This window comes from Bradyrhizobium jicamae (genome assembly GCF_018130695.1).
GTDB lineage: Bacteria > Pseudomonadota > Alphaproteobacteria > Rhizobiales > Xanthobacteraceae > Bradyrhizobium > Bradyrhizobium jicamae_B.
On sequence record NZ_JAFCJX010000016.1, the window covers coordinates 71,445 to 91,977 of the forward strand.

Genomic DNA, 20,533 nt, shown 5'->3' on the forward strand with positions numbered 1-20,533 from the left:
AGCTCTCCTTCGAAATTCTTGACTTGAACGACCGTCGTTTGATTCGTGCGTCAGACCGCCTCGGCGCCGGAGATGATCTCGATCAGCTCCTTGGTGATCTGGGCTTGACGGGTTCGGTTGTAGATCTGGGTTTGCTTGCGAATCATTTCGCCGGCGTTGCGGGTGGCGTTGTCCATGGAGCTCATCTGCGCACCATAGAACGAGGCGTTGTTTTCCAGCAGCGCACGGAAGATCTGGACCGCGATATTGCGCGGCAACAGGCGCGAGAGGAGTTCGTCTTCCTCCGGCTCATAATCGTAGGACGTCGTCGGCGCGTTCGCCGCCTTTTCTTCGACAGCCAGCGGAATGATCTGCTGCGCGGTCGGGATTTGAGCGATCACCGACTTGAACTGCGCGTAGAACAGCGTGCAGACGTCGAACTCGCCATTGTCGAAACGGGCCAGCACCTTCTTGGCGATGTCCTCGGCGTTGACGAAGCCGAGCTGACGAACGCTGCGCAGGTCGAGATGCTCGACGATCTGCTTTTCGTACAAGCGGCGGAGCTGCTCATAGCCCTTGCGGCCGACGCAGAAGAACTTCACATCCTTGCCCTGCGCGATCAGCGACTGCGCACGCTCACGGGCGAGACGCACGATCGAGGAGTTGAAGGCGCCGGACAGGCCGCGCTCGCCGGTACAGACGAGAAGCAGGTGAACCTGATCCTTGCCGGTGCCGGTCAGCAGCGCCGGTGCGCCGGGCGAACCTGCCGCAGCGCCGGCGATATTGGCGATCACCGCGCCCATCTTGTCGGCGTAGGGCCGCGCCGCCTCGGCCGCCTGCTGGGCGCGGCGCAATCTGGAGGCCGCGACCATCTGCATGGCCTTGGTGATCTTCTGCGTCGCCTTGGTGGAGGCGATGCGGACCCGCATGTCTTTAAGTGACGCCATTCTTCGTTCACCCCGGCGGTTCGATCCTTGCGATCAAGCCGCTAGCCTATCCCAGTCGTCATGCCCGGGCTTGTCCCGGGCATCCACGTCTTCATCGTTCGCACGGCAAAGCCGTGGATGGCCGGGACAAGCCCGACCACGATGGCTCTCTTATGCGAAGGACTTTGCGTAGCCTTCGACCACCGACTTCAGCTTGGCGGCGGTATCGTCGGACAGGTCGCGGCTGTCGCGGATCGCGTTGAGGATCTCGGCGTTCTTGCCGCGCAGCAGCGACAACAGACCGTCTTCGAACGCGCGCACCTTGTTGATCGGAAGCGGATCGAGATAGCCGTTGGTGCCGGCCCAGATCACGCAGACCTGCTCTTCCATCTTCAGCGGCGCGAACTGCGGCTGCTTCAGGAGCTCGGTCAGGCGCGAGCCGCGGTTGAGCAGGCGCTGGGTCGAGGCGTCGAGGTCGGAACCGAACTGCGCGAATGCCGCCATTTCGCGGTACTGCGCCAGCTCACCCTTGATCTTGCCGGCGACCTTCTTGGTGGCCTTGGTCTGCGCGGACGAGCCGACGCGCGACACCGACAGACCGACGTTCACCGCGGGACGGATGCCCTGGAAGAACAGGTCGGTTTCCAGGAAGATCTGGCCGTCGGTGATCGAGATGACGTTGGTCGGAATGTAGGCCGACACGTCGTTGGCCTGGGTTTCGATGACCGGCAGCGCGGTCAGCGAGCCGGAGCCCTGATCCTTGTTGAGCTTCGCCGCGCGCTCGAGCAGGCGGGAGTGCAGATAGAACACGTCGCCCGGATAAGCTTCGCGGCCCGGCGGACGGCGCAGCAGCAGCGACATCTGGCGGTAGGCGACGGCCTGCTTGGACAGGTCGTCATAGATGATCACGGCGTGCATGCCGTTGTCGCGGAAGTACTCGCCCATGGTGCAGCCGGTGAACGGCGCGATGTACTGCATCGGGGCCGGATCGGACGCGGTGGCCGCGACGACGATCGAATATTCCAGCGCGCCCTGCTCTTCGAGCACCTTGACGAACTGCGCGACGGTGGAACGCTTCTGGCCGATCGCGACGTAGACGCAATACAGCTTGATGTTCTCGTCGGGCTGCGCGTTGAGCGGCTTCTGGTTCAGAATGGTGTCGAGCGCGATCGCGGTCTTGCCGGTCTGACGGTCGCCGATGATCAGCTCGCGCTGGCCGCGGCCGATCGGGATCAGGGCGTCGATCGCCTTGAGGCCGGTTGCCATCGGCTCGTTCACCGACTTGCGCGGAATGATGCCGGGCGCCTTGACGTCGACGCGCATGCGCTTGTCGGCCTGGATCGGGCCCTTGCCGTCGATCGGGTTGCCCAGCGCGTCGACGACGCGGCCGAGCAGGCCCTTGCCGACCGGCGCGTCCACGATCGCGCGGGTACGCTTGACAGTCTGGCCTTCCTTGATCTCGCGGTCGGCGCCGAAAATCACGATACCGACGTTGTCGGTTTCGAGATTGAGCGCCATGCCGCGCGTGCCGTTCTCGAACTCGACCATTTCACCGGCCTGGACGTTGTCGAGGCCGTAGACGCGGGCGATACCGTCACCGACGGACAGCACCTGCCCGACTTCGGTGACTTCGGCTTCCTGGCCGAAATTCTTGATCTGGTCCTTGAGGATCGCGGAAATTTCCGCGGCGCGGATGTCCATCAGCCTGCCTCTTTCATCGCGTGCTTGATCGAATTGAGTTTGGTGCGAAGCGAACTATCCACCATGCGGCTGCCGAGCTTGACCACCAGGCCACCGATAATGGAGGGATCGACCTTCACGTTGAGCGCGACGTCCTTGCCCGTCACCGACTTCAGTGCGGACTTCAGCGCGTCGAGATTCTTTTCATTGAGCTGTTCGGCGACGGTGACCTCGGCGGTCGCCTCGCCCTTGAATTTGGCCACCAGCGCGCGATAGGCGCGGATCACATCGGCGACGGCGAACAGCCGGCGATTCGCGGTGAGCACTTTGAGGAATTTTGCGCTGGTGCCGACGATGCCAGCCTTGTCGAGCACCGCACCCAGCGCCTTGAGCTGTTGGTCGGCGGCAAACACCGGGCTGCGCACCAGGCGCTTCAGATCGGCGCTTTCATTGAGCATGGCCTCGAACTTGTCGAGATCGGCCCTTACGGCATCGACGGAGTTCTCGTCGCGCGCCAGCTCAAACAAGGCCGTTGCGTAACGACCGGACACTCCCGAAACGGACGGATCTTCAGCAGCCACGTGCTCGCTCTTTATTGCTGTCAAACTCGCAAGGGAAAAACCGTCGCCACGAACGCGGCGCCAAGCGATCCAAGCCCTTGGAATTCAAGCGGGACTTCGATTTTCGACCGACACGGGACGTGCCGGGATCGTTAAAATCGCGGCTTTGCTAACATAGCAACGGCGCAGGTGCAACATGACGGCGCGCCTCGTGGATGGCTTGTCGCACAAGGTTTTGCGGGCTGCGCGGGCTCGATGAAACGCAGATTCGCTGACCGGAAATTTCCGGGCTCGCGGACATCCGTTCAGCCTCCGGCGAATTTGTTCCATCAGCCGTTGCATACCTCCCATGAGCGCAGAATTTTGGAACCGGAGGCGGCTGCGCGCTCCATTTGGCGATTACTTACCGAAAACTTACTCGCGACCTTCTAATCAGTATTCGCAAGTATTGTATTAGTTAATATATCGTTAAAGCCAAATATTACGGAATTTCTGTCGAAGAGCCTTGGCAGTAACAAGATATTTCAAGCGGGAGCTTTGGGGATTTACTGCCCAAATCATGCCTCAATGGGAAACCAAACGGCCTTGGTCAACTTTGGGACGGGGGTTCCACTTGCCACGTTGGTGGCAATATTGTCTGAGGGTCTTAAATCTATGTTCAATATCAAGAACTCTGTGCTGGGAACGATTACCCAGCCGCGTATGGCGCTCGCTTTCGTTGCCGCAACTCTGTTGGTCGGTGGAACTGCCACCGAAGCTTCTGCCAAATCCAGGCACCACCATCACCGCGCCCACCACCATCATCACCACGCCCGGGCGGCCGAGACGTCCTCCTGGCGCGATGCCAATGCCTCGATCGCCTCGCCGTCCACCGGCGGCGGCCACAGCTTCTCGGGGATGGCCTCCTATTACGGCAATGAGTCCGGCAGCAAGACTGCGTCGGGCCAGCGCTTCAACCAGAATGCCATGACCGCGGCCCATCGCTCGCTGCCCTTCGGCACCAGGCTCCGCGTCACCCATGGCGGCCGCAGCGTCGTCGTCACCATCAATGACCGTGGTCCGTTCATCCGTGGCCGCGTGCTCGACCTCTCCACCGGTGCTGCCCGCGCCATCGGCCTGACCGGTGCCGGCGTCGGCCGCGTCACCGCCGAGGTGGTGTCGTAAGGGCGCCTGTCACGCCGTTTCCCGATCAGCGTGCTCGGTAAGCGTTGCGTCGCGTAGCGATCGCGAAATCTTCGCGGTTCGATCAAAGCCTGCCGTCGCCAATGACGGCAGGTTTTTTCGTTGTCCCTTTCCGTCGTTGCGAGGAGCAATGACGGAAAGGGTTTGCGACGCTTAGAGAAAACTCTGCGGATCGACGTCGACCTCGAGCTTGAGATTGCCTGTGGTCTTTGGCGCGGCCTCGAGCCATTCGCGCAAATATTGCGAGAGGTCGACATTGCGCAGCGACTTCACCAGCAGGCGGAAGCGGTAGCGGCCCTTGATGACCGCGAGCGGCGCTTCGGCGGGACCCAGCACCTGGATGCGTTCGTCGATCGGCGCAATGGACGCCAGCTTGCGCGCAAAGCCTTCCGCGGTCGGCCGATCGCCCGCAGAGATGATCAGGCTTGCCAGCCGTCCGAACGGCGGATAGCCGGTGCGCTCGCGGATATCGATCTCGCTGGCATAGAACGCCTCGCGATCGCTGGCGATCAGCGCCTTCATCACGGGATGCTCGGGCTGATGGGTCTGCAGATAGCCGACGCCGCGGCCCTGCTCGCGTCCGGCGCGGCCGACCACCTGATTCAGGAGTTGGAACGTGCGCTCGGCGGCGCGCGGATCGCCGTTGCTGAGGCCGAGATCGGCGTCGATCACGCCGACCAGGTTGAGCCGCGGAAAATTGTGCCCCTTCGCCACCAGCTGCGTGCCGATGATGATGTCGACGCGGCCCTCGGCGATCTCGTTGAGCTCGCTGCGCATGGTCTCGATCGAGGTGATGAGGTCGCTCGACAGCACCATGGTGCGAGCCTCGGGAAATATCTGGGCGGCCTCCTCCTGCAGGCGCTCGACGCCGGGACCGACGGCAGCCAGCGATTCTTCGGCCTGGCAATGCGGACAGATGTTCGGCCGCGGCATCGAGAAGCCGCAGTGATGGCAGACCAGCCGCTGGCGAAAGCGATGATCGACCAGCCAAGCGTCGCAGATCGTGCAGGCGAAGCGATGGCCGCAAGCGCGGCACAGCGTCAGCGGCGCATAGCCGCGGCGATTGAGGAACAGCAGCGCCTGCTCCTTCCGCTCGATCGCAAAGCGGACCTGCTCGGCCAGCGGCGGCGAGATGAAGCGGCCACGGGCTGGCTGAGCCCGACGCAAATCGATCGCCTCGATATGCGGCATGGTCTGGCCGCCGAATCGCGCCGGCAGCGCCACACGCTGGTAGCGGCCCTTGCGCGCATTGACCTCGCTCTCCACCGACGGCGTGGCGGACGCCAGCACGATCGGAATCTTGGCGATGTGTGCGCGTACCACCGCCATGTCGCGGGCGTGATAATGCGCGCCCTCATCCTGCTTGTAGGCTTGGTCGTGCTCTTCATCGACGATGATCAGGCCGAGATCGGCATAGGGCAGGAACAGCGCCGAGCGCGCACCGACCACGACCGGCGCCTTGCCTTCGGAGATCGCCGCCCAGTTGCGCGCACGGGTGCGCGGCGTCAGCTCCGAATGCCATTCCAGCGGCCGCACGCCAAATCGCTGCGAGAAGCGATCGAGGAACTGGCCGGTCAGCGCGATCTCCGGCATCAGGATCAGCGACTGCTTGCCGCGGCGGATATTTTCCGCGATCGCCTCGAAATAGACCTCCGTCTTGCCCGAACCGGTGACGCCGTCGAGCAGCGCGACATGGAAGCTGCCGCTAGCGGCGAGCGTGCGCATCATGTCGACCGCGCTGCGCTGGTCGCGTGAGAACTGCGGCTGCGCAAAATCCGGATCAGGCGCCGGCGGGACGGCCGGCGGCGGCATCGCCTCCACCGCCAGCGTGCCCTCATCGACGAGACCGTCGATCACGCCCGAACTGACGCCGGCCTCGCGCGCCGCATCGGACTTGCCGTGCAGCAGCCCGTCCGACAACACGTCGATCACCCGCCGCCGCGCCGGTGTCAGACGTCGCGGCGGATCGCCGACCAGGCGCACCCCGAGCCGCATCCGTTCGGGCCCGAGATTTTCGCCCATCCGAAGCGTCATCCGCAGCACCATGCCGCGCGCCGACAGCGTGTAGGTCGAGACCCAGTCGACGAGTTGTCGCAGTTCCGTCTTCAGCGGAGGTACGTCGAGCTTCTCGCTGACATCCTTGAGGCGGTTATGCAGGCGCGGATCGGGCTTCTCATTGTTGGCCCAGACCACGGCCACGACCTCGCGCGGGCCGAGCGGCACGCAGATGACGTCGCCGGGCACGAGCTCCATGCCGCGCGGCACGCGGTAGGAATAGGTCTGGTTCAACGCGACAGGCACCAGCACATCGACGACTTTGGTCGCCGATGCGGAAGCCGTGCTGCTGCGTGTTGCGTGATCCATCGAGAAAGTCGCGGTTTGCGCCTGATCCGGCCGCGGGCGGCGCGGGAAGTTAGCGAACGGTAAACGAAAGCGATGCGATATAATAACGAGAATCGCAACGCCAATCGCGCCTCCATCAGGACGTCATGGCCCGAACGGAACAGATCATCCAGCCGATCGAGCTCGATTGCGCCGACTTGGGCGTCACGCAGCAGATGACGCGCTGGCTGGCGCATCTGCGCGCCGAACGGCGACTGTCGCCGAAGACGCTGGAAGCCTATGCCCGCGACGTCCGCCAATGCCTGATCTTTCTCGCCGAGCATTGGGGATCGCAGGTCACGCTCGACGGCTTTGCTGGCCTTGAAGCGAGCGACGTGCGCGCCTTCATGGCGATGCGACGTGCCGACGAGATCGGTGGACGATCGCTGATGCGCGCGCTCGCCGGCCTGCGCTCGTTCGGCCGCTTCCTGGAGCGCGAGGGCAAGGGCAAGGTCGGCGCGCTGTCGGCGATCCGCGCGCCGAAGGTTGCGAAGAGCCTGCCGAAGCCGATCCATATGGAAGCTGCAAAACGTTTTGCCGACGCGGATGAACGCGCCGGCGAAACCCGCGAGACCTGGATCCTGATGCGCGACGCCGCGGTGATGGCGCTGCTCTACGGCTCGGGCCTGCGCATCTCCGAAGCGCTCGGGCTGAAGCGCCGCGACGTGCCGAAGCCCGGCGAGGGCGATGTGCTCGTCGTGACCGGCAAGGGCAACAAGACGCGGATGGTGCCGGTGCTGCAGAATGTGCTGCAGCTGATCGCCGACTATGCCGCGGCCTGTCCGCATTCGCTGTCGCCCACGGGCCCGGTATTCGTCGGCGCACGCGGCGGCCCGCTGAGCCCGCGCATCATCCAGCTCACCATGGAGCGATTGCGCGGCGCGCTCGGTCTGCCCGACAGCGCCACACCGCACGCATTGCGCCACTCTTTCGCCACACACCTGCTCAGCCGCGGCGGCGATTTGCGCGCGATTCAGGAGCTGCTCGGTCACGCCTCGCTCTCGACCACCCAGATTTACACCGGCATCGACAGCGAACGGCTGCTGGAAGTCTATCGCTCCGCACACCCGCGCGGTTGATCACGAGCGCCCGGCAAGTTCCCGCGTGCAAAAAAGTCACGGCCGGCCGCGATCCACCCGCATGACCAAGAATTAAGGTGAGCATCTCCGGCACGGTGCTACGGTTGCGTGCAGAAGGCCTTGTTTCTGCATGTTTCCGCAGCGTTGGTAGCGAGAATGAAGAACACAACTTTCGCCATAATGCCCGCGACCCTGGTCTGCATCGCCATCCTGATGCCGACCCATGCGTACGCATATCTCGACCCGGGCGCCGGAAGCTTTGCCCTGCAGGGGCTGATCGCCGGCGTCGCCGGCGGCATGGTCGTGGTACGCAGCTATTGGCATCGGATCGGCGGACTGTTCCGGCGCTCAAAATCAACCGATTCAAGCGAGCGTGTGCTGCGCGACAGTGACGGCTGATCAGGCCACGATCAGCGATCCACGGATGCAGGCCGGGTGATGCGGATTGGCGGCCACGATGCGCGCAGTCTGATCCAGGCAACGATGGCCACCATCGTCCTATCGACGATGGTGCTGTTCGATTTCTATGCCGCGAACATGCACGAGCTCGCCGATGCGACGCTCGTCTTTCGTTACGCATGGTTCATCCTGGCCGGCGTCGCCGTCAGCGCCATCTGCCTCAAGCTGGCATTGCCGCGATTCCCGCTGTGGCGCTGCCTGCTCGCGGTCGGTGTGACGGCCTTCGTGCTTTGCACATACGGTGCGATCGTCGGCCGACGCCACCAGGATGTCGCGATCTGGCTGCCGTCCATTTGGCCCGTCATCGCCATCGCGGCCGGCGCGCTCGCTCTGATATTCTTGCGGCAGTCCGTTGCCGCCTCGATCGCGCTGATCCTGGCACTGGCGTTTGCCTCACCTTCGCTGGTCCGGATCGCAGCCTTTCTCGCGAGCCGTCACGAATCGCAAGCCGCAGCCGGCAATCTCGAGAGAAGCATCCGCGCGCGCGTGGCGCCCAATATCTACTGGATCGTACTGGACGGGTATCCGCGGCAGGACGTGCTTCGCGAGACCTTCGGCTTCGATAATTCCGGCTTCGTACGGCAGCTTTCGGCGCTCGATTTCGTCGTTCTCGGCAACAGTCGCGCCAACTTCCCCGCGACCGTCAATTCGATCTCGAGCACCCTGAACATGGACTACACGGTGCAGCGCGACAGCGAGGGTCTCCGGCCGCTTGACTTGCTGGACATGCAGCTGATCGTGAAGGGCCAGAGCCGCACCGTCTCGAAGCTGAAGGCGATGGGCTACACTTACGTTCACTTCGAGAACGGCTATGACTACCTCACCGCATGCCACCCTCGCGAGCCCAGATGCATCCGCGGCAATTGGGGGCTCGACGAGCTCGACAGCGCGATCCTGTCCAACACCCCGCTGATCGACCTTCTCGTCAGCTGGGACGCGTTGAAGCCGGGGGCGCGATCAGCCGCGTTCGCATGGGGCGGTGTTGCCGATGTAACGGCCAAATTGAGCGACATCCGCGATACTGCGGCTCCATACTTCCTGTACGCCCATGTGCTGGCGCCGCATCCGCCGATCCGGTTTCATGCCGATTGCAGCTTCCGGCCGGCAGAACCTGATTTGCAGGGCTGGAGCCCGACGGCGCGGCCGGCGTTCATCGATCAGCTTGTTTGCACCAATACGCAGACGCTGGCGTTATTGCGGGCGATCACGACGTCAGACCCTCCCGCGCTGATCATCCTGCAGTCCGATCACGGCACCGCCTTCAACGGCCAGTTCGACAAGCCGCCGACCACATGGACCGACGACGACCTGCACGAACGCTTCGGCAATCTGAACGCGTTGCGCCTGCCCGCCTCCTGCCGTGCCGACGCTGCTGATGATCTCACCCTGGTCGATACTTTCCCGCTGGTGCTGTCGTGCCTGACCGGCGAGCCGTTCAGGCCCCATACGCCGCGTTTCTTCGTCACGCCCTACGATGACCGCCAGGAGTTTGGTCAGGCGTTCGAATACCCGGCGGAGCGGGTGCGTTAAATCGCTCTCGCGTTCATATTCATGCCAATGCCATAAAGCGCTCGCCCCTTGCGTTGCGCAGCGCAATTCGGCAATCGTGGGGCGGTCTCATCCGGAGGGGAATCATGAGCGCACACGAGAGTATGGAGCACGCCGAACATGCCGAGCACGCATCCGGTGAGAACAAGAAGATCGCGCTGCTGATCGCCGTGATCGCGCTGTGCCTGGCCCTCTCGGAAACGCTCGGCAAGGGTGCGCAGACCGAAACGATCAGCAAGAACGTCGAAGCCTCCAATCTCTGGGCGTTTTTCCAGGCCAAGAGCATCCGCCGCACCACAGTGCAGGTTGCGGCCGAACAGGGCAAGCTCAGCCTCGGCGGTGCGACCGATGAGGCCACCAAGGCGGCGCTGCAGAAGCAGATCGACGACTGGCAGAAGACCGCGGCGCGCTACCGCTCCGAGCCGGACACCGGCGAGGGATCGGAGCAGCTGGCCGAGCGCGCCAAGCACGCCGAGCATGAGCGCGACGAGGCGCAGTCGAAGTATCACCATTTCGAGCTCGCCTCGGCCGCCTTCCAGATTGCGATCGTGCTGGCCTCGGCCACCATCATCACCGGCATCCTGGCGCTTGCCTGGGTATCAGGCCTGCTGACGCTGGCCGGCATCGCGGTGACCGCGCTCGGCATGTTCCAGCCGCATCTGCTGCCGTTCCATTGATGTGCTGACGGCGGCACACACAAAGCTGTCGTCCCCGCGAAAGCGGGGACCCAGTACGCCGCGGCTTCTCAGCTAGATCACAACTGTCTCTGGAATACTGGATCACCCGCATGCGCGGGTGATGACACGGGACATGATCAGCGCGCTTCGTGGACGCTTTTGCGGAAGCGCGCGATCAGCCGGAACATGCGCGACGACCAGCCGCTGCCGTCACCACGAACGATCTCGCGAATTCGCTGCTTGACCGGCTCGACCAGCGCGGCAGCCTTGGCACGCATGTTCATCACGAACTGATAGAGCGCCTTGAACCAGGCCATCTCCAGGAGCTTCGGCCGCGTCACGTCGAAAATGAAGGCGGTGACGCCGACGCCCAAGAACTTAGCGAACACGATGGTCGAGATCGCACTGACCCAATATTCGTGCGTCAGCAGCCAGAGCCCGACCAGCTTGAGCGGAAACAGCGGAATGAGCGGCACGGCAAACACGATCAGCGTCATCGCCGGCGACAGGGAATCGACGCGATCGGCGAGCCACTGCTTGAACCGGTGAAGCGGAATCCAGGCGACGACCCGCGCGACGATCGGCTCGAGATGGTCCCATAGCCAGGCTTCGACCAGGAAGACGATCGCGAGCAGGACCCAGAACGGCTGAAGCAGGCGGCGCAGCATGGTGTTATCTCTACCCGGCTCGCGCCGGATGTCGATCACATATGGATCGCCCGCTTGCCGACCGCAAGCGCGGCTTCCTTGACCGCCTCCGAGCGGGTCGGGTGGGCGTGGCAGGTGCGCGCCAGATCTTCCGCAGAACCGCCGAATTCCATCAGGACGCAGGCCTCTTGGATCATCTCACCGGCCTCGCGACCGACGATATGCACGCCAAGCACCCTATCCGTCTTCGCATCTGCGAGAATCTTCACGAAGCCGTCAGTGGTCTGGTTGACCTTGGAGCGGCCGTTCGCGGTGAAGGGGAATTTGCCGACGGTGTAGGCGACGCCGGCCTGCTTCAGCTCTTCCTCGGTCTTGCCGACGGACGACACTTCGGGCGTGGTATACACGACGCCTGGGATAACATCGTAGTTCACGTGGCCGGCCTGGCCCGCGATGATCTCGGCCACCGCAACGCCTTCATCTTCCGCCTTGTGCGCAAGCATCGGTCCGGCCACGACGTCGCCGATGGCGTAGACGCCCTTCACCGAGGTCGAGAAATGCGCGTCGATCTGGACGCGGCCGCGGTTGTCGAGCGCGACGCCGGCTTCCTTCAGCCCGAGGCCTTCGGTGTAGGGCACGCGGCCGATGCAGACCAGCACGACGTCGGCTTCAAGCGCTTCCGCCGCGCCGCCGGCGGCAGGCTCGATCTTGGCCGACAGCGTCTTGCCCGAGGTATCAACCGAAGTGACCTTGGCGCCGAGCTTGAAGACGAATCCCTGCTTCTCCAGCATGCGCTGGAATTGCTTCGCCACTTCGCCATCCATGCCGGGCAGAATGCGGTCGAGGAATTCCACGACCATGACCTCAGCGCCGAGACGGCGCCACACCGAGCCGAGCTCGAGCCCGATCACGCCGGCGCCGACGATGAGCATCTTCTCCGGCACCTTCTCCAGCGACAGCGCACCGGTCGAGGACACGATGCGCTTCTCGTCGATCTCGATGCCCTTCAGCCGCGCGATGTCAGAGCCGGTGGCGATCACGATATTCTTCGTCTCGACCGTCTCGCTCTTGCCGCCGCCGGAGATTTCGACCTTGCCGGCGCCGAGGATCTTGCCGGTGCCCTTCAGCACGTCGATCTTGTTCTTCTTCATCAGGAATTCGACGCCCTTGACGTTGCCGTCGATACCCTGCTGCTTGAAGTTCATCATCGCAGGCAGATCGAGCTTCGGCGTGGAGACGCTGACGCCCATCTTGGCGAAGGAATGCGCGGCTTCCTCGAACATTTCGGAGGCATGCAGCAGCGCCTTCGACGGCATGCAGCCGACATTAAGGCAGGTGCCGCCGAGCGTCGCGTTCTTCTCGACGACCGCGACCTTCATGCCGAGTTGCGCCGCGCGCACCGCGCAGACGTAACCGCCGGGTCCGGTACCGATGACGACGAGATCGTAAGAAGCCATGATGAAGTCCTGTAGCGATATTCAGTGAAAGTTTGTTAGCGACCGCCCGAGACGTCGAGGATCGTGCTGGTGACATAGGAAGCCTCGTCCGACAGCAGCCAGACGATGGCATTGGCGATTTCATCGGCGGTACCGACGCGCTTCATCGGCACCAGATGCGCAAGCCGATGTGCCCGGTCGGGCTCGCCGCCGGCGGCATGGATCTCGGTATCGATCAGGCCGGGCCGGATGCCGGCGACGCGGATGCCTTCGCCGGCGACTTCATAGCCGAGACCGATCGTGAAGGAATCGATCGCGCCCTTGGAGGCGGCGTAGTCGACATAGGTGTTGGGCGCGCCGAGCTTGGCTGCGACCGAGGACAGGTTGACGATGACGCCACCCTTGCCGCCATGCTTGGTCGACATCCGCTTCACCGCCTCACGCGCGCACAGGATGCTGCCGGTGACATTGACCGCCATGACGCGCTGGATGCGTTCGGCCGACATCTCGTCGACGCGCACGCCGCTCTTGCCGACGATGCCGCCATTGTTGACGAGGGCGCCGAGCGTGCCGAACTTGTCCGCGGCCTTGAACAGCTCGACGATGTCGCCTTCCTCGGCAACATCGCATTTCACCGCGATGGCCTTGCCATTGCTGGCCGCAATCTGGCCAACGACCTCGTCGGCAGCCTGCTTGTTGCTGGCATAGCCGACGACGACGCGGAAGCCGCGCGCAGCGGCGGCCAGCGCGGTCGCACGGCCGATGCCGCGGCTCCCGCCGGTGATGACAACGACTCTATCCGTCATGCGCGCCTCCATGGTTCGACACGCGCCGTCGCACAAACAGGCGACGGCGCTCGCAGAGCATCAGCGATCAGAGATCAAGCACCAGCCGCGCCGGATCTTCCAGGCTCTCCTTGACGCGCACCAGGAAGGTCACCGCTTCCTTGCCGTCGATCACGCGGTGATCATAGGACAGCGCCAGATACATCATCGGGCGGACCTCGATCTTGCCGCCGACCACCATCGGCCGCTCCTGGATCTTGTGCATGCCGAGGATGCCGGACTGCGGCGCGTTGAGGATCGGGGTCGACATCAGCGAGCCGTAGATGCCGCCATTGGTGATGGTGAAGGTGCCGCCCTGCATCTCGTCGATCTTGAGCTGACCGTCGCGGGCGCGGCGGCCGAAATCGGCGATTCCCTTCTCGATGTCGGAGATCGACTTGTGGTCGCAGTCGCGCACCACAGGCACGACCAGGCCGCGATCAGTGCCGACGGCGACGCCGACGTGATAGTAGTTCTTGTAGATCAGGTCGCCGCCATCGATCTCGGCGTTAACAGCAGGAATGTCCTTCAGCGCCTGCACGCAGGCCTTGGTGAAGAAGCCCATGAAGCCGAGCTTGGTGCCGTGCTTCTTCTCGAACGCGTCCTTGTACTGCGCGCGCAGCGCCATCACGTTGGTCATGTCGACCTCGTTGAAGGTCGTCAGCATCGCGGCGGTGTTCTGCACGTCCTTGAGGCGGCGCGCGATGGTCTGGCGCAGCCGGGTCATCTTCACACGCTCCTCGCGCGCGGCATCGTCGGCCGGCGACGGCGCGCGGACCTGCACGGCGGCGGCGGGCTGATTGACCGGGGTCGGCGCGGACGCCGCCTTCTCGATCGCGGCCAGCATGTCGCCCTTGGTGACGCGGCCATCCTTGCCGGAGCCCGGCACGGTCGAGGCGTCGACGCCGCTCTCGGCCGAGAGCTTGCGCACCGAGGGCGCAAGCGGCGCATCGGCCGGCGGCGCCTTCGGCGCGGCGGGAGCGGCGGCAGGCGCTGCGGCTGCGGCGGCCTTGGCCGGCGCTGCGGCGGGAGCCGCGGCCGGCTTGGCGGCAGCGGCGCCCTCATTGATCTGGCCGAGCAGCGCGCCGACGGCGACGGTCTCGCCGTCCTTGGCGATGATCTCACCGAGCGTGCCGGCGGATGGCGCGGGCACCTCGATCGTGACCTTGTCGGTTTCGAGCTCGACCAACGGCTCGTCCACCGCGACGGCCTCGCCAGCCTTCTTGAACCAGCGGCCGATGGTGGCCTCAGTCACGGATTCGCCGAGCGTCGGCACACGGATTTCAGTCATGGTCTTTTCCTTAAGATAACCCTGCGGTCATAAAACTTGTGCGGCGATCATCCGCCAAAGCGGATGATCCGGTGCTCCGTGACGACAGCGATCGAGGCTGGATGACAGGGGGCACCGGATGCCCCGCTTGCGCGGGGCATGATGGAGTGAGGTCGTTAGTTCAGCGCTTCGTCGAGGAACGCCTTGAGCTGCGCCAGGTGCTTGGACATCAGGCCGGTCGCGGTCGCGGCGGACGCCGGGCGGCCCGCGTAGCGCGGACGCTTGTTCGGCGCGTTGATCTGGTTCAGCACCCACTCGAGATAGGGCTCGATGAAGTGCCACGAACCCATGTTGCGCGGCTCTTCCTGGCACCAGACCATCTCGGCACCCTTGAAGCGGCCGAGTTCATGCACCAGCGCCTTCAGCGGCACCGGATAGAGCTGCTCGATGCGCATCAAGTAGACGTCGTCGATGCCGCGCTTCTCGCGCTCCTCATAGAGGTCGTAATAGACCTTGCCGGAGCACAGCACGACGCGACGGATCTTGTCGTCGCCCTTCAGCTTGATCGCCTCGTCCGGCAGCATCTGGGCGTCATCGTACAGGACGCGGTGGAACGTGGTGCCCGTGCTGAGCTCGTCGAGCCGCGACACCGCGCGCTTGTGGCGCAGCAGCGACTTCGGCGTCATCATGATCAGCGGCTTGCGGATCTCGCGATGCAGCTGGCGGCGCAGCACGTGGAAGTAATTCGCCGGCGTGGTCGGATAGACCACTTGCATGTTGTCTTCGGCGCACATCTGCAGATAACGCTCCAGACGCGCCGAGGAATGCTCGGGCCCCTGCCCTTCATAGCCGTGCGGCAACAGGCAGACGAGACCGGACATGCGCAGCCATTTGCGCTCGCCCGACGAGATGAACTGGTCGAACAACACCTGCGCGCCGTTGGCGAAGTCGCCGAACTGCGCTTCCCACATCGCCAGCGCATTCGGCTCGGCGAGCGAGTAGCCGTATTCGAAGCCGAGCACGGCCTCTTCCGACAGCAGCGAGTTGATGACCTCGTAGTGGCCGGTGTTGTCGCCGCCGAGATGGTTGTACGGCGTGTAGCGGCTCTCGTCTTCCTGGTCGATCAGCACCGAGTGGCGCTGCGAGAACGTGCCGCGCTCGGAGTCCTGGCCGGACAGGCGGACGTGATGGCCTTCCTGCAGCAGCGAGCAGAACGCCAGCGCCTCGCCTGTCGCCCAGTCAATGCCGACGCCGGTGTCGATCGCCTTGGCGCGGTTGTCGAGGAAGCGCTGGATGGTGCGGTGAACGCGGAAACCGTCCGGCACCTTGGTGATCTTGCGGCCGATGTCCTTCAGCGTGCTGACGTCGACGCCGGTGACGCCGCGGCGGGCATCCTCTTCCTGATCGGCGATCTTGAAGCCCGACCACTTGCCGTCGAGCCAGTCGGCCTTGTTCGGCTTGTAGCCCGAGCCGGCCTCGAATTCGGCATCGAGCCGTGCGCGCCAGTCGGCCTTGGCCTTGTCGACCTCGCCTTCGGTCATCACGCCTTCGGCGACCAGCCGCTTGGCATAGATCTCCAGCGTCGACGGGTGCGAGGCGATGCGCTTGTACATCACCGGCTGGGTGAATGCCGGCTCGTCGCCTTCGTTGTGGCCATGCCTGCGGTAGCAGAACATGTCGATCACGACGGGCTTGTGGAATTTCTGCCGGAATTCGATCGCGACCTTGGCGGCGAACACCACGGCCTCCGGATCGTCGCCGTTCACGTGGAAGATCGGCGCGTCGATCATCTTCGCCACGTCGGACGGATAGGGCGAGGAGCGCGAGTAGCGCGGATAGGTGGTGAAGCCGATCTGGTTGTTGACGATGAAGTGCAGCGAACCGCCGGTGCGGTAACCCTTCAGGTCGGAGAGGCCGAAACACTCGGCGACCACGCCCTGGCCGGCGAACGCGGCGTCGCCGTGCATCAGGAGCGGCAGCACGGAGATGCGCATGTCCGGCGGATCGCCATGCTGGTCCTGCTTGGCGCGCACCTTACCGAGCACGACGGGATCGACGATCTCGAGATGCGAGGGGTTGGCGGTCAGCGATAGATGGATCCGGTTGCCGTCGAACTCGCGGTCCGAGGACGCACCGAGGTGATACTTGACGTCACCGGAGCCCTCGACGTCCTCGGGATTAGCCGAGCCGCCCTTGAATTCGTGGAACAGCGCGCGATGCGACTTTCCCATCACCTGGGTCAGCACATTGAGGCGGCCGCGATGCGGCATGCCGACCACGATCTCCTTCACGCCGAGATTGCCGCCACGCTTGATGATCTGCTCCAGCGCGGGGATCAGCGACTCACCGCCGTCGAGGCCGAAGCGCTTGGTGCCGGTGAACTTGACGTCGCAGAACTTCTCAAAGCCTTCGGCTTCGATCAGCTTGTTGAGGATCGCGCGGCGACCCTCGCGGGTAAAGCTGATCTCCTTGTCCGGACCTTCGATGCGCTCCTGGATCCACGCCTTCTGCGCGGCGTTGGAGATGTGCATGAACTCGACGCCGAGCGTCTGGCAGTAGGTGCGCTCGCAGATCTGCACGATCTCGCGCAGCGTGCCGTATTCTAGGCCGAGCACGTGGTCGAGGAAGATCTTGCGGTCGTAATCGGCCTCGGTGAAGCCGTAGGAGCGCGGATCGAGCTCTTCGCGATCGCGCGGCGCCTCGATGCCGAGCGGGTCGAGCTTGGCGTGGAAATGGCCGCGCATGCGGTAGGCGCGGATCAGCATCAACGCGCGGACGGAATCGCGGGTGGCCTGGTTGACATCGGCGGCGGAGAGCTCGGCGCCCTTGGCCTGCGCCTTGGCGGCGAGCTTGGCGCCGACGGCCTTCTCGACCTGGGCCCAGTTGCCGTCCAGCGCGGAGGTCAGGTCATCGCGGGGGGTGAGCGGCCAGTTGTCCCGGCTCCAGGAGGCGCCCTCGGCGTTCTTCTGAACGTCGGCGGGCGCATCTTTCAGACTTTTGAAGAACTCCTGCCACTCGGCGTCGACCGAGGCGGGGTCTTGTTCGTAACGGGCGTAGAGGTCGTCGATGTAGGCGGCGTTTGTGCCCTGCAAAAAAGATGAGAGGGCAAAAGCGGCATTCGCGTCCTGGCGAGACATGGGGCAGTCCTGGTGATTTTTCGGTTCGCGCGTAGAAGACGGCGCTAGCGCCGACCCGTTGGCCGGGTCGGCGGGGTAAAAGTCCTTTACCCTATCTATTCCGAAACTTCGCCCCGAAAAGAACCAAGAACTGAATTAGCCCTTCAATTTTTCGACAAGGGTATGTCCGAGCCGTGCAGGCGACGGAGAGACCGTGATTCCGGCCGATTCCATCGCCGCGGTCTTGGAACCGGCGTCGCCCTTGCCGCCGGAGATGATCGCACCGGCATGGCCCATGCGGCGGCCGGGAGGCGCCGTCACGCCGGCGATGAAGCCGACCATCGGCTTCTTGCGGCCGCGCTTGGCCTCGTCCTTGAGGAACTGGGCCGCGTCTTCCTCGGCCGAACCGCCGATCTCGCCGATCATGACGATCGACTTGGTCGCCTCGTCGGCCAAGAACATTTCGAGTACGTCGATGAACTCGGTGCCCTTGACCGGGTCGCCGCCGATGCCGACCGCGGTGGTCTGGCCGAGGCCTTCCTGGGAGGTCTGGAACACCGCCTCGTAGGTCAACGTGCCGGAGCGCGAGACGATCCCGACCGAGCCGGGCTTGAAGATGTTGGCCGGCATGATGCCGATCTTGCACTCGCCGGCGGTCATCACGCCCGGGCAGTTCGGCCCGATCAGGCGCGACTTCGACCCCGACAGCGAGCGCTTGACGCGGACCATGTCGAGCACCGGGATACCCTCGGTGATGCAGACGATCAGCGGGATCTCGGCGTCGATCGCCTCGCAGATCGCATCCGCCGCGCCCGGCGGGGGCACGTAGACGACGCTCGCGTCAGCGCCGGTCTTCTCGCGGGCTTCCGCCACGGTGTCGAAGATCGGCAGGTTCAGATGCGTCCCGCCGCCTTTGCCCGGCGCCACGCCGCCGACCATCTTGGTGCCGTAAGCGATCGCCGCTTCCGAATGGAACGTGCCGTTCTTGCCGGTGAAGCCCTGGCAGATGACCTTGGTGTTCTTGTCGATCAGAATGGACATGGTTGGTGATGCTTTCGCAAGACGAGGAGATTTAGTGGATACGCCGGTACACGCCGGTGAGCACGTCGGCCCACCCTTCCGCGTCAGGCGAGAACTGGATCTTCATGTTGTAGGTATTGTCGTCGACGACCTCGTAGACGTGCCGCGCATTGCCGCGCAGCGAGCCGCGCACCAGCACGAGCGACTTGTTGACCCAGCCGCCGGACGCCGGCGACGGCGGGTAGTAACCGAGCGAGTCGTGCCAGAACAATTTGTAGGTCCGATCGTCGCGGTCGTAGGTGAAGACGCCATGCGTGGCGAAAGACTGCTTGCCGTCACGCATCTGCACGCTGTCCTGGATCAGATAGAAGCCGTTGAGGTCGATGCGCGCGACCACTTTCGAGGTCGCCGGACCGCCAGCGGTCCAGCGCGACGGGTAGACCATCTCTTCGCCGGCCCACTCCCCGGCGAAGACCGCGAGCTTGCGGTGTTCTTCCAGCGGCGTCGGAGCGTCGAGATGATCGGCCATATCAGCCTCCCTTGACGGCTTTCACGATCTTCTGAGCGGCATCGTCGAGATTGTCGGCGGGCACGACATTGAGGCCGGACTCGCTGATGATCTTCTTGCCGGCCTCGACATTGGTGCCTTCGAGACGAACCACCAGCGGCACCTTGAGGCCGACTTCCTTCACCGCGGCGACCACGCCCTCGGCGATCACGTCGCACTTCATGATGCCGCCGAAGATGTTGACCAGGATGCCCTTCACGTTCGGATCGGCGGTGATGATCTTGAAGGCAGCCGCGACCTTTTCCTTGCTGGCGCCACCGCCGACATCGAGGAAGTTCGCCGGCGCCATGCCGTAGAGCTTGATGATGTCCATGGTCGCCATGGCAAGACCGGCGCCGTTGACCATGCAGCCGATATTGCCGTCGAGCGTGACGTAGTTGAGGTCGTATTTCGACGCCTCGATTTCCTTGGCGTCTTCCTCGGTCTCGTCGCGCAGCGCCATCACGTCGGGATGACGGTAGAGCGCGTTGCCGTCGAACGACACCTTGGCGTCGAGCACGCGGAGCTGGCCCTGCTTGGTGACAACCAGCGGATTGATTTCGAGCATCGCCATGTCCTTGGCGACGAAGGCGGCATAGAGCTGAGCGGTGAGCTTCTCGGCCTGCTTGGCGAGATCGCCGGAGAGCTTGAGCGCGTTGGCGACGGTGCGGCCGTGATGGGCCATGATGCCGGTCGCGGGGTCGACGGAGAAGGTGACGATCTTCTCAGGGTTGTTGTGGGCGACGTCCTCGATGTTCACGCCGCCTTCGGTCGAGACCACGAAGGAGATTTCCGAGGTTTCGCGGTCGACCAGGATCGAGAGGTAGAACTCCTTGTCGATGTCGGAGCCTTCCTCGATGTAGAGGCGGTTGACCTGCTTGCCGGCGGCGCCGGTCTGGATGGTGACCAGGGTCGCGCCGAGCATCTGCTTGGCGAATTCGTTGACCTCGGCGACCGACTTGGCGATGCGCACACCGCCCTTGTCGCCGGCTGAGGCTTCCTTGAACTTGCCCTTGCCGCGGCCGCCGGCATGGATCTGGCTCTTCACGACCCAGATCGGGCCGGGCAGCTGCTTGGCCGCCGCATCGGACTCGGCCGGCGACAGCACCGGCACGCCGCGCGAGATCGGCACGCCGAACTGACCGAGCAGAGCCTTGGCCTGGTATTCATGGATATTCATGGAACGACGCTCCCAAACCCT

At 64.1% G+C, this 20,533-nt stretch carries 17 protein-coding genes; 5 read left to right on the plus strand and 12 right to left on the minus strand.

Annotation, left to right across the window (positions count from 1 at the left end; genetic code table 11):
- Positions 1-50 precede the first annotated feature (50 nt).
- The 3 genes from JQ604_RS23320 to JQ604_RS23330 form a co-directional block, all read right to left on the minus strand.
- The gene (locus tag JQ604_RS23320; protein WP_212362400.1) at positions 51-926 is read right to left on the minus strand and encodes a F0F1 ATP synthase subunit gamma; all 876 of its coding nucleotides are present in this window, start codon (positions 924-926) and stop codon (positions 51-53) included.
- Between the two features lie 150 nt (positions 927-1,076).
- Entirely contained in the window at positions 1,077-2,606 is a 1,530-nt protein-coding gene (gene atpA, locus JQ604_RS23325; RefSeq protein ID WP_212362403.1) for a F0F1 ATP synthase subunit alpha, read from the minus strand.
- On the minus strand, positions 2,606-3,166 hold the full coding sequence (locus JQ604_RS23330) for a F0F1 ATP synthase subunit delta (protein ID WP_212362406.1): 561 nt from the start codon (positions 3,164-3,166) through the stop codon (positions 2,606-2,608). Before JQ604_RS23330 ends, atpA begins: the two co-directional genes overlap by 1 nt.
- A 633-nt stretch (positions 3,167-3,799) precedes the next feature.
- Here JQ604_RS23330 and JQ604_RS23335 point away from each other — a divergent pair.
- Positions 3,800-4,309 carry a septal ring lytic transglycosylase RlpA family protein gene (locus tag JQ604_RS23335; protein ID WP_212362409.1) on the plus strand — a complete coding sequence of 170 codons (510 nt, stop codon included), beginning with the start codon at positions 3,800-3,802 and terminating at the stop codon, positions 4,307-4,309.
- A 171-nt stretch (positions 4,310-4,480) separates the two neighbouring features.
- Here the strand turns inward: JQ604_RS23335 and JQ604_RS23340 are convergent, their stop codons facing one another.
- The gene (locus tag JQ604_RS23340) at positions 4,481-6,691 is read right to left on the minus strand and encodes a primosomal protein N' (protein WP_212362412.1); all 2,211 of its coding nucleotides are present in this window, start codon (positions 6,689-6,691) and stop codon (positions 4,481-4,483) included.
- A gap of 125 nt (positions 6,692-6,816) precedes the next feature.
- On the opposite strand from JQ604_RS23340, the gene JQ604_RS23345 reads away from it, so the two are divergent.
- The 4 genes from JQ604_RS23345 (at position 6,817) to JQ604_RS23360 (ending at position 10,472) form a co-directional block, all read left to right on the plus strand.
- Positions 6,817-7,788 carry a tyrosine recombinase XerC gene (locus JQ604_RS23345; protein WP_212362415.1) on the plus strand — a complete coding sequence of 324 codons (972 nt, stop codon included), beginning with the start codon at positions 6,817-6,819 and terminating at the stop codon, positions 7,786-7,788.
- Between the two features lie 156 nt (positions 7,789-7,944).
- Positions 7,945-8,187, plus strand: coding sequence for a hypothetical protein (locus JQ604_RS23350; protein WP_249158587.1), 243 nt, complete (start codon positions 7,945-7,947; stop codon positions 8,185-8,187).
- 84 nt (positions 8,188-8,271) lie between these two features.
- Complete coding sequence (locus JQ604_RS23355; protein WP_249158588.1) at positions 8,272-9,777, plus strand: sulfatase; 1,506 nt, start codon at positions 8,272-8,274, stop codon at positions 9,775-9,777.
- Positions 9,778-9,881: 104 nt separating this feature from the next.
- Positions 9,882-10,472 carry a DUF4337 domain-containing protein gene (locus tag JQ604_RS23360; protein ID WP_212362418.1) on the plus strand — a complete coding sequence of 197 codons (591 nt, stop codon included), beginning with the start codon at positions 9,882-9,884 and terminating at the stop codon, positions 10,470-10,472.
- A 137-nt stretch (positions 10,473-10,609) separates the two neighbouring features.
- On the opposite strand, the gene JQ604_RS23365 is transcribed toward JQ604_RS23360, so the two are convergent.
- The 8 genes from JQ604_RS23365 to sucC all read right to left on the minus strand — a co-directional run bounded on the left by JQ604_RS23365 (position 10,610) and on the right by sucC (position 20,512).
- Positions 10,610-11,140 (minus strand): hypothetical protein, encoded by a 531-nt coding sequence (locus JQ604_RS23365; protein WP_212362421.1) that lies wholly within the window; start codon positions 11,138-11,140, stop codon positions 10,610-10,612.
- 35 nt (positions 11,141-11,175) lie between these two features.
- Positions 11,176-12,576 carry a dihydrolipoyl dehydrogenase gene (lpdA, locus tag JQ604_RS23370; RefSeq protein WP_212362424.1) on the minus strand — a complete coding sequence of 467 codons (1,401 nt, stop codon included), beginning with the start codon at positions 12,574-12,576 and terminating at the stop codon, positions 11,176-11,178.
- Between the two features lie 35 nt (positions 12,577-12,611).
- A complete protein-coding gene (locus tag JQ604_RS23375) occupies positions 12,612-13,361 on the minus strand; it encodes an SDR family oxidoreductase (protein ID WP_212362427.1) in 750 nt (249 codons plus the stop codon).
- Positions 13,362-13,428: 67 nt separating this feature from the next.
- Entirely contained in the window at positions 13,429-14,670 is a 1,242-nt protein-coding gene (gene odhB, locus JQ604_RS23380; RefSeq protein WP_212362430.1) for a 2-oxoglutarate dehydrogenase complex dihydrolipoyllysine-residue succinyltransferase, read from the minus strand.
- A 155-nt stretch (positions 14,671-14,825) separates the two neighbouring features.
- Positions 14,826-17,786: a 2-oxoglutarate dehydrogenase E1 component gene (locus JQ604_RS23385; protein ID WP_212362433.1), complete on the minus strand. Its 2,961-nt coding sequence runs from the start codon at positions 17,784-17,786 to the stop codon at positions 14,826-14,828.
- A 135-nt stretch (positions 17,787-17,921) separates the two neighbouring features.
- A complete protein-coding gene (gene sucD / locus JQ604_RS23390) occupies positions 17,922-18,806 on the minus strand; it encodes a succinate--CoA ligase subunit alpha (protein ID WP_212362435.1) in 885 nt (294 codons plus the stop codon).
- Between the two features lie 31 nt (positions 18,807-18,837).
- Complete coding sequence (locus JQ604_RS23395) at positions 18,838-19,314, minus strand: DUF1579 family protein (RefSeq protein WP_212362438.1); 477 nt, start codon at positions 19,312-19,314, stop codon at positions 18,838-18,840.
- Position 19,315: 1 nt separating this feature from the next.
- A complete protein-coding gene (gene sucC / locus JQ604_RS23400) occupies positions 19,316-20,512 on the minus strand; it encodes an ADP-forming succinate--CoA ligase subunit beta (protein WP_212362441.1) in 1,197 nt (398 codons plus the stop codon).
- Between the last annotated feature and the right edge of the window lie 21 nt (positions 20,513-20,533).

What these genes read in the sequence shown, in the direction of transcription:
- atpA (WP_212362403.1), bottom strand. Translation starts at nt 2,606, where the DNA reads ATGGACATCCGCGCCGCGGAAATTTCCGCGATCCTCAAGGACCAGATC.
- JQ604_RS23320 (WP_212362400.1), bottom strand. Translation starts at nt 926, where the DNA reads ATGGCGTCACTTAAAGACATGCGGGTCCGCATCGCCTCCACCAAGGCG.
- JQ604_RS23385 (WP_212362433.1), bottom strand. Translation starts at nt 17,786, where the DNA reads ATGTCTCGCCAGGACGCGAATGCCGCTTTTGCCCTCTCATCTTTTTTG.
- JQ604_RS23335 (WP_212362409.1), top strand. Translation starts at nt 3,800, where the DNA reads ATGTTCAATATCAAGAACTCTGTGCTGGGAACGATTACCCAGCCGCGT.
- JQ604_RS23340 (WP_212362412.1), bottom strand. Translation starts at nt 6,691, where the DNA reads ATGGATCACGCAACACGCAGCAGCACGGCTTCCGCATCGGCGACCAAA.
- odhB (WP_212362430.1), bottom strand. Translation starts at nt 14,670, where the DNA reads ATGACTGAAATCCGTGTGCCGACGCTCGGCGAATCCGTGACTGAGGCC.
- JQ604_RS23350 (WP_249158587.1), top strand. Translation starts at nt 7,945, where the DNA reads ATGAAGAACACAACTTTCGCCATAATGCCCGCGACCCTGGTCTGCATC.
- sucC (WP_212362441.1), bottom strand. Translation starts at nt 20,512, where the DNA reads ATGAATATCCATGAATACCAGGCCAAGGCTCTGCTCGGTCAGTTCGGC.
- JQ604_RS23345 (WP_212362415.1), top strand. Translation starts at nt 6,817, where the DNA reads ATGGCCCGAACGGAACAGATCATCCAGCCGATCGAGCTCGATTGCGCC.
- lpdA (WP_212362424.1), bottom strand. Translation starts at nt 12,576, where the DNA reads ATGGCTTCTTACGATCTCGTCGTCATCGGTACCGGACCCGGCGGTTAC.
- JQ604_RS23360 (WP_212362418.1), top strand. Translation starts at nt 9,882, where the DNA reads ATGAGCGCACACGAGAGTATGGAGCACGCCGAACATGCCGAGCACGCA.
- JQ604_RS23365 (WP_212362421.1), bottom strand. Translation starts at nt 11,140, where the DNA reads ATGCTGCGCCGCCTGCTTCAGCCGTTCTGGGTCCTGCTCGCGATCGTC.
- sucD (WP_212362435.1), bottom strand. Translation starts at nt 18,806, where the DNA reads ATGTCCATTCTGATCGACAAGAACACCAAGGTCATCTGCCAGGGCTTC.
- JQ604_RS23355 (WP_249158588.1), top strand. Translation starts at nt 8,272, where the DNA reads ATGGCCACCATCGTCCTATCGACGATGGTGCTGTTCGATTTCTATGCC.
- JQ604_RS23395 (WP_212362438.1), bottom strand. Translation starts at nt 19,314, where the DNA reads ATGGCCGATCATCTCGACGCTCCGACGCCGCTGGAAGAACACCGCAAG.
- JQ604_RS23375 (WP_212362427.1), bottom strand. Translation starts at nt 13,361, where the DNA reads ATGACGGATAGAGTCGTTGTCATCACCGGCGGGAGCCGCGGCATCGGC.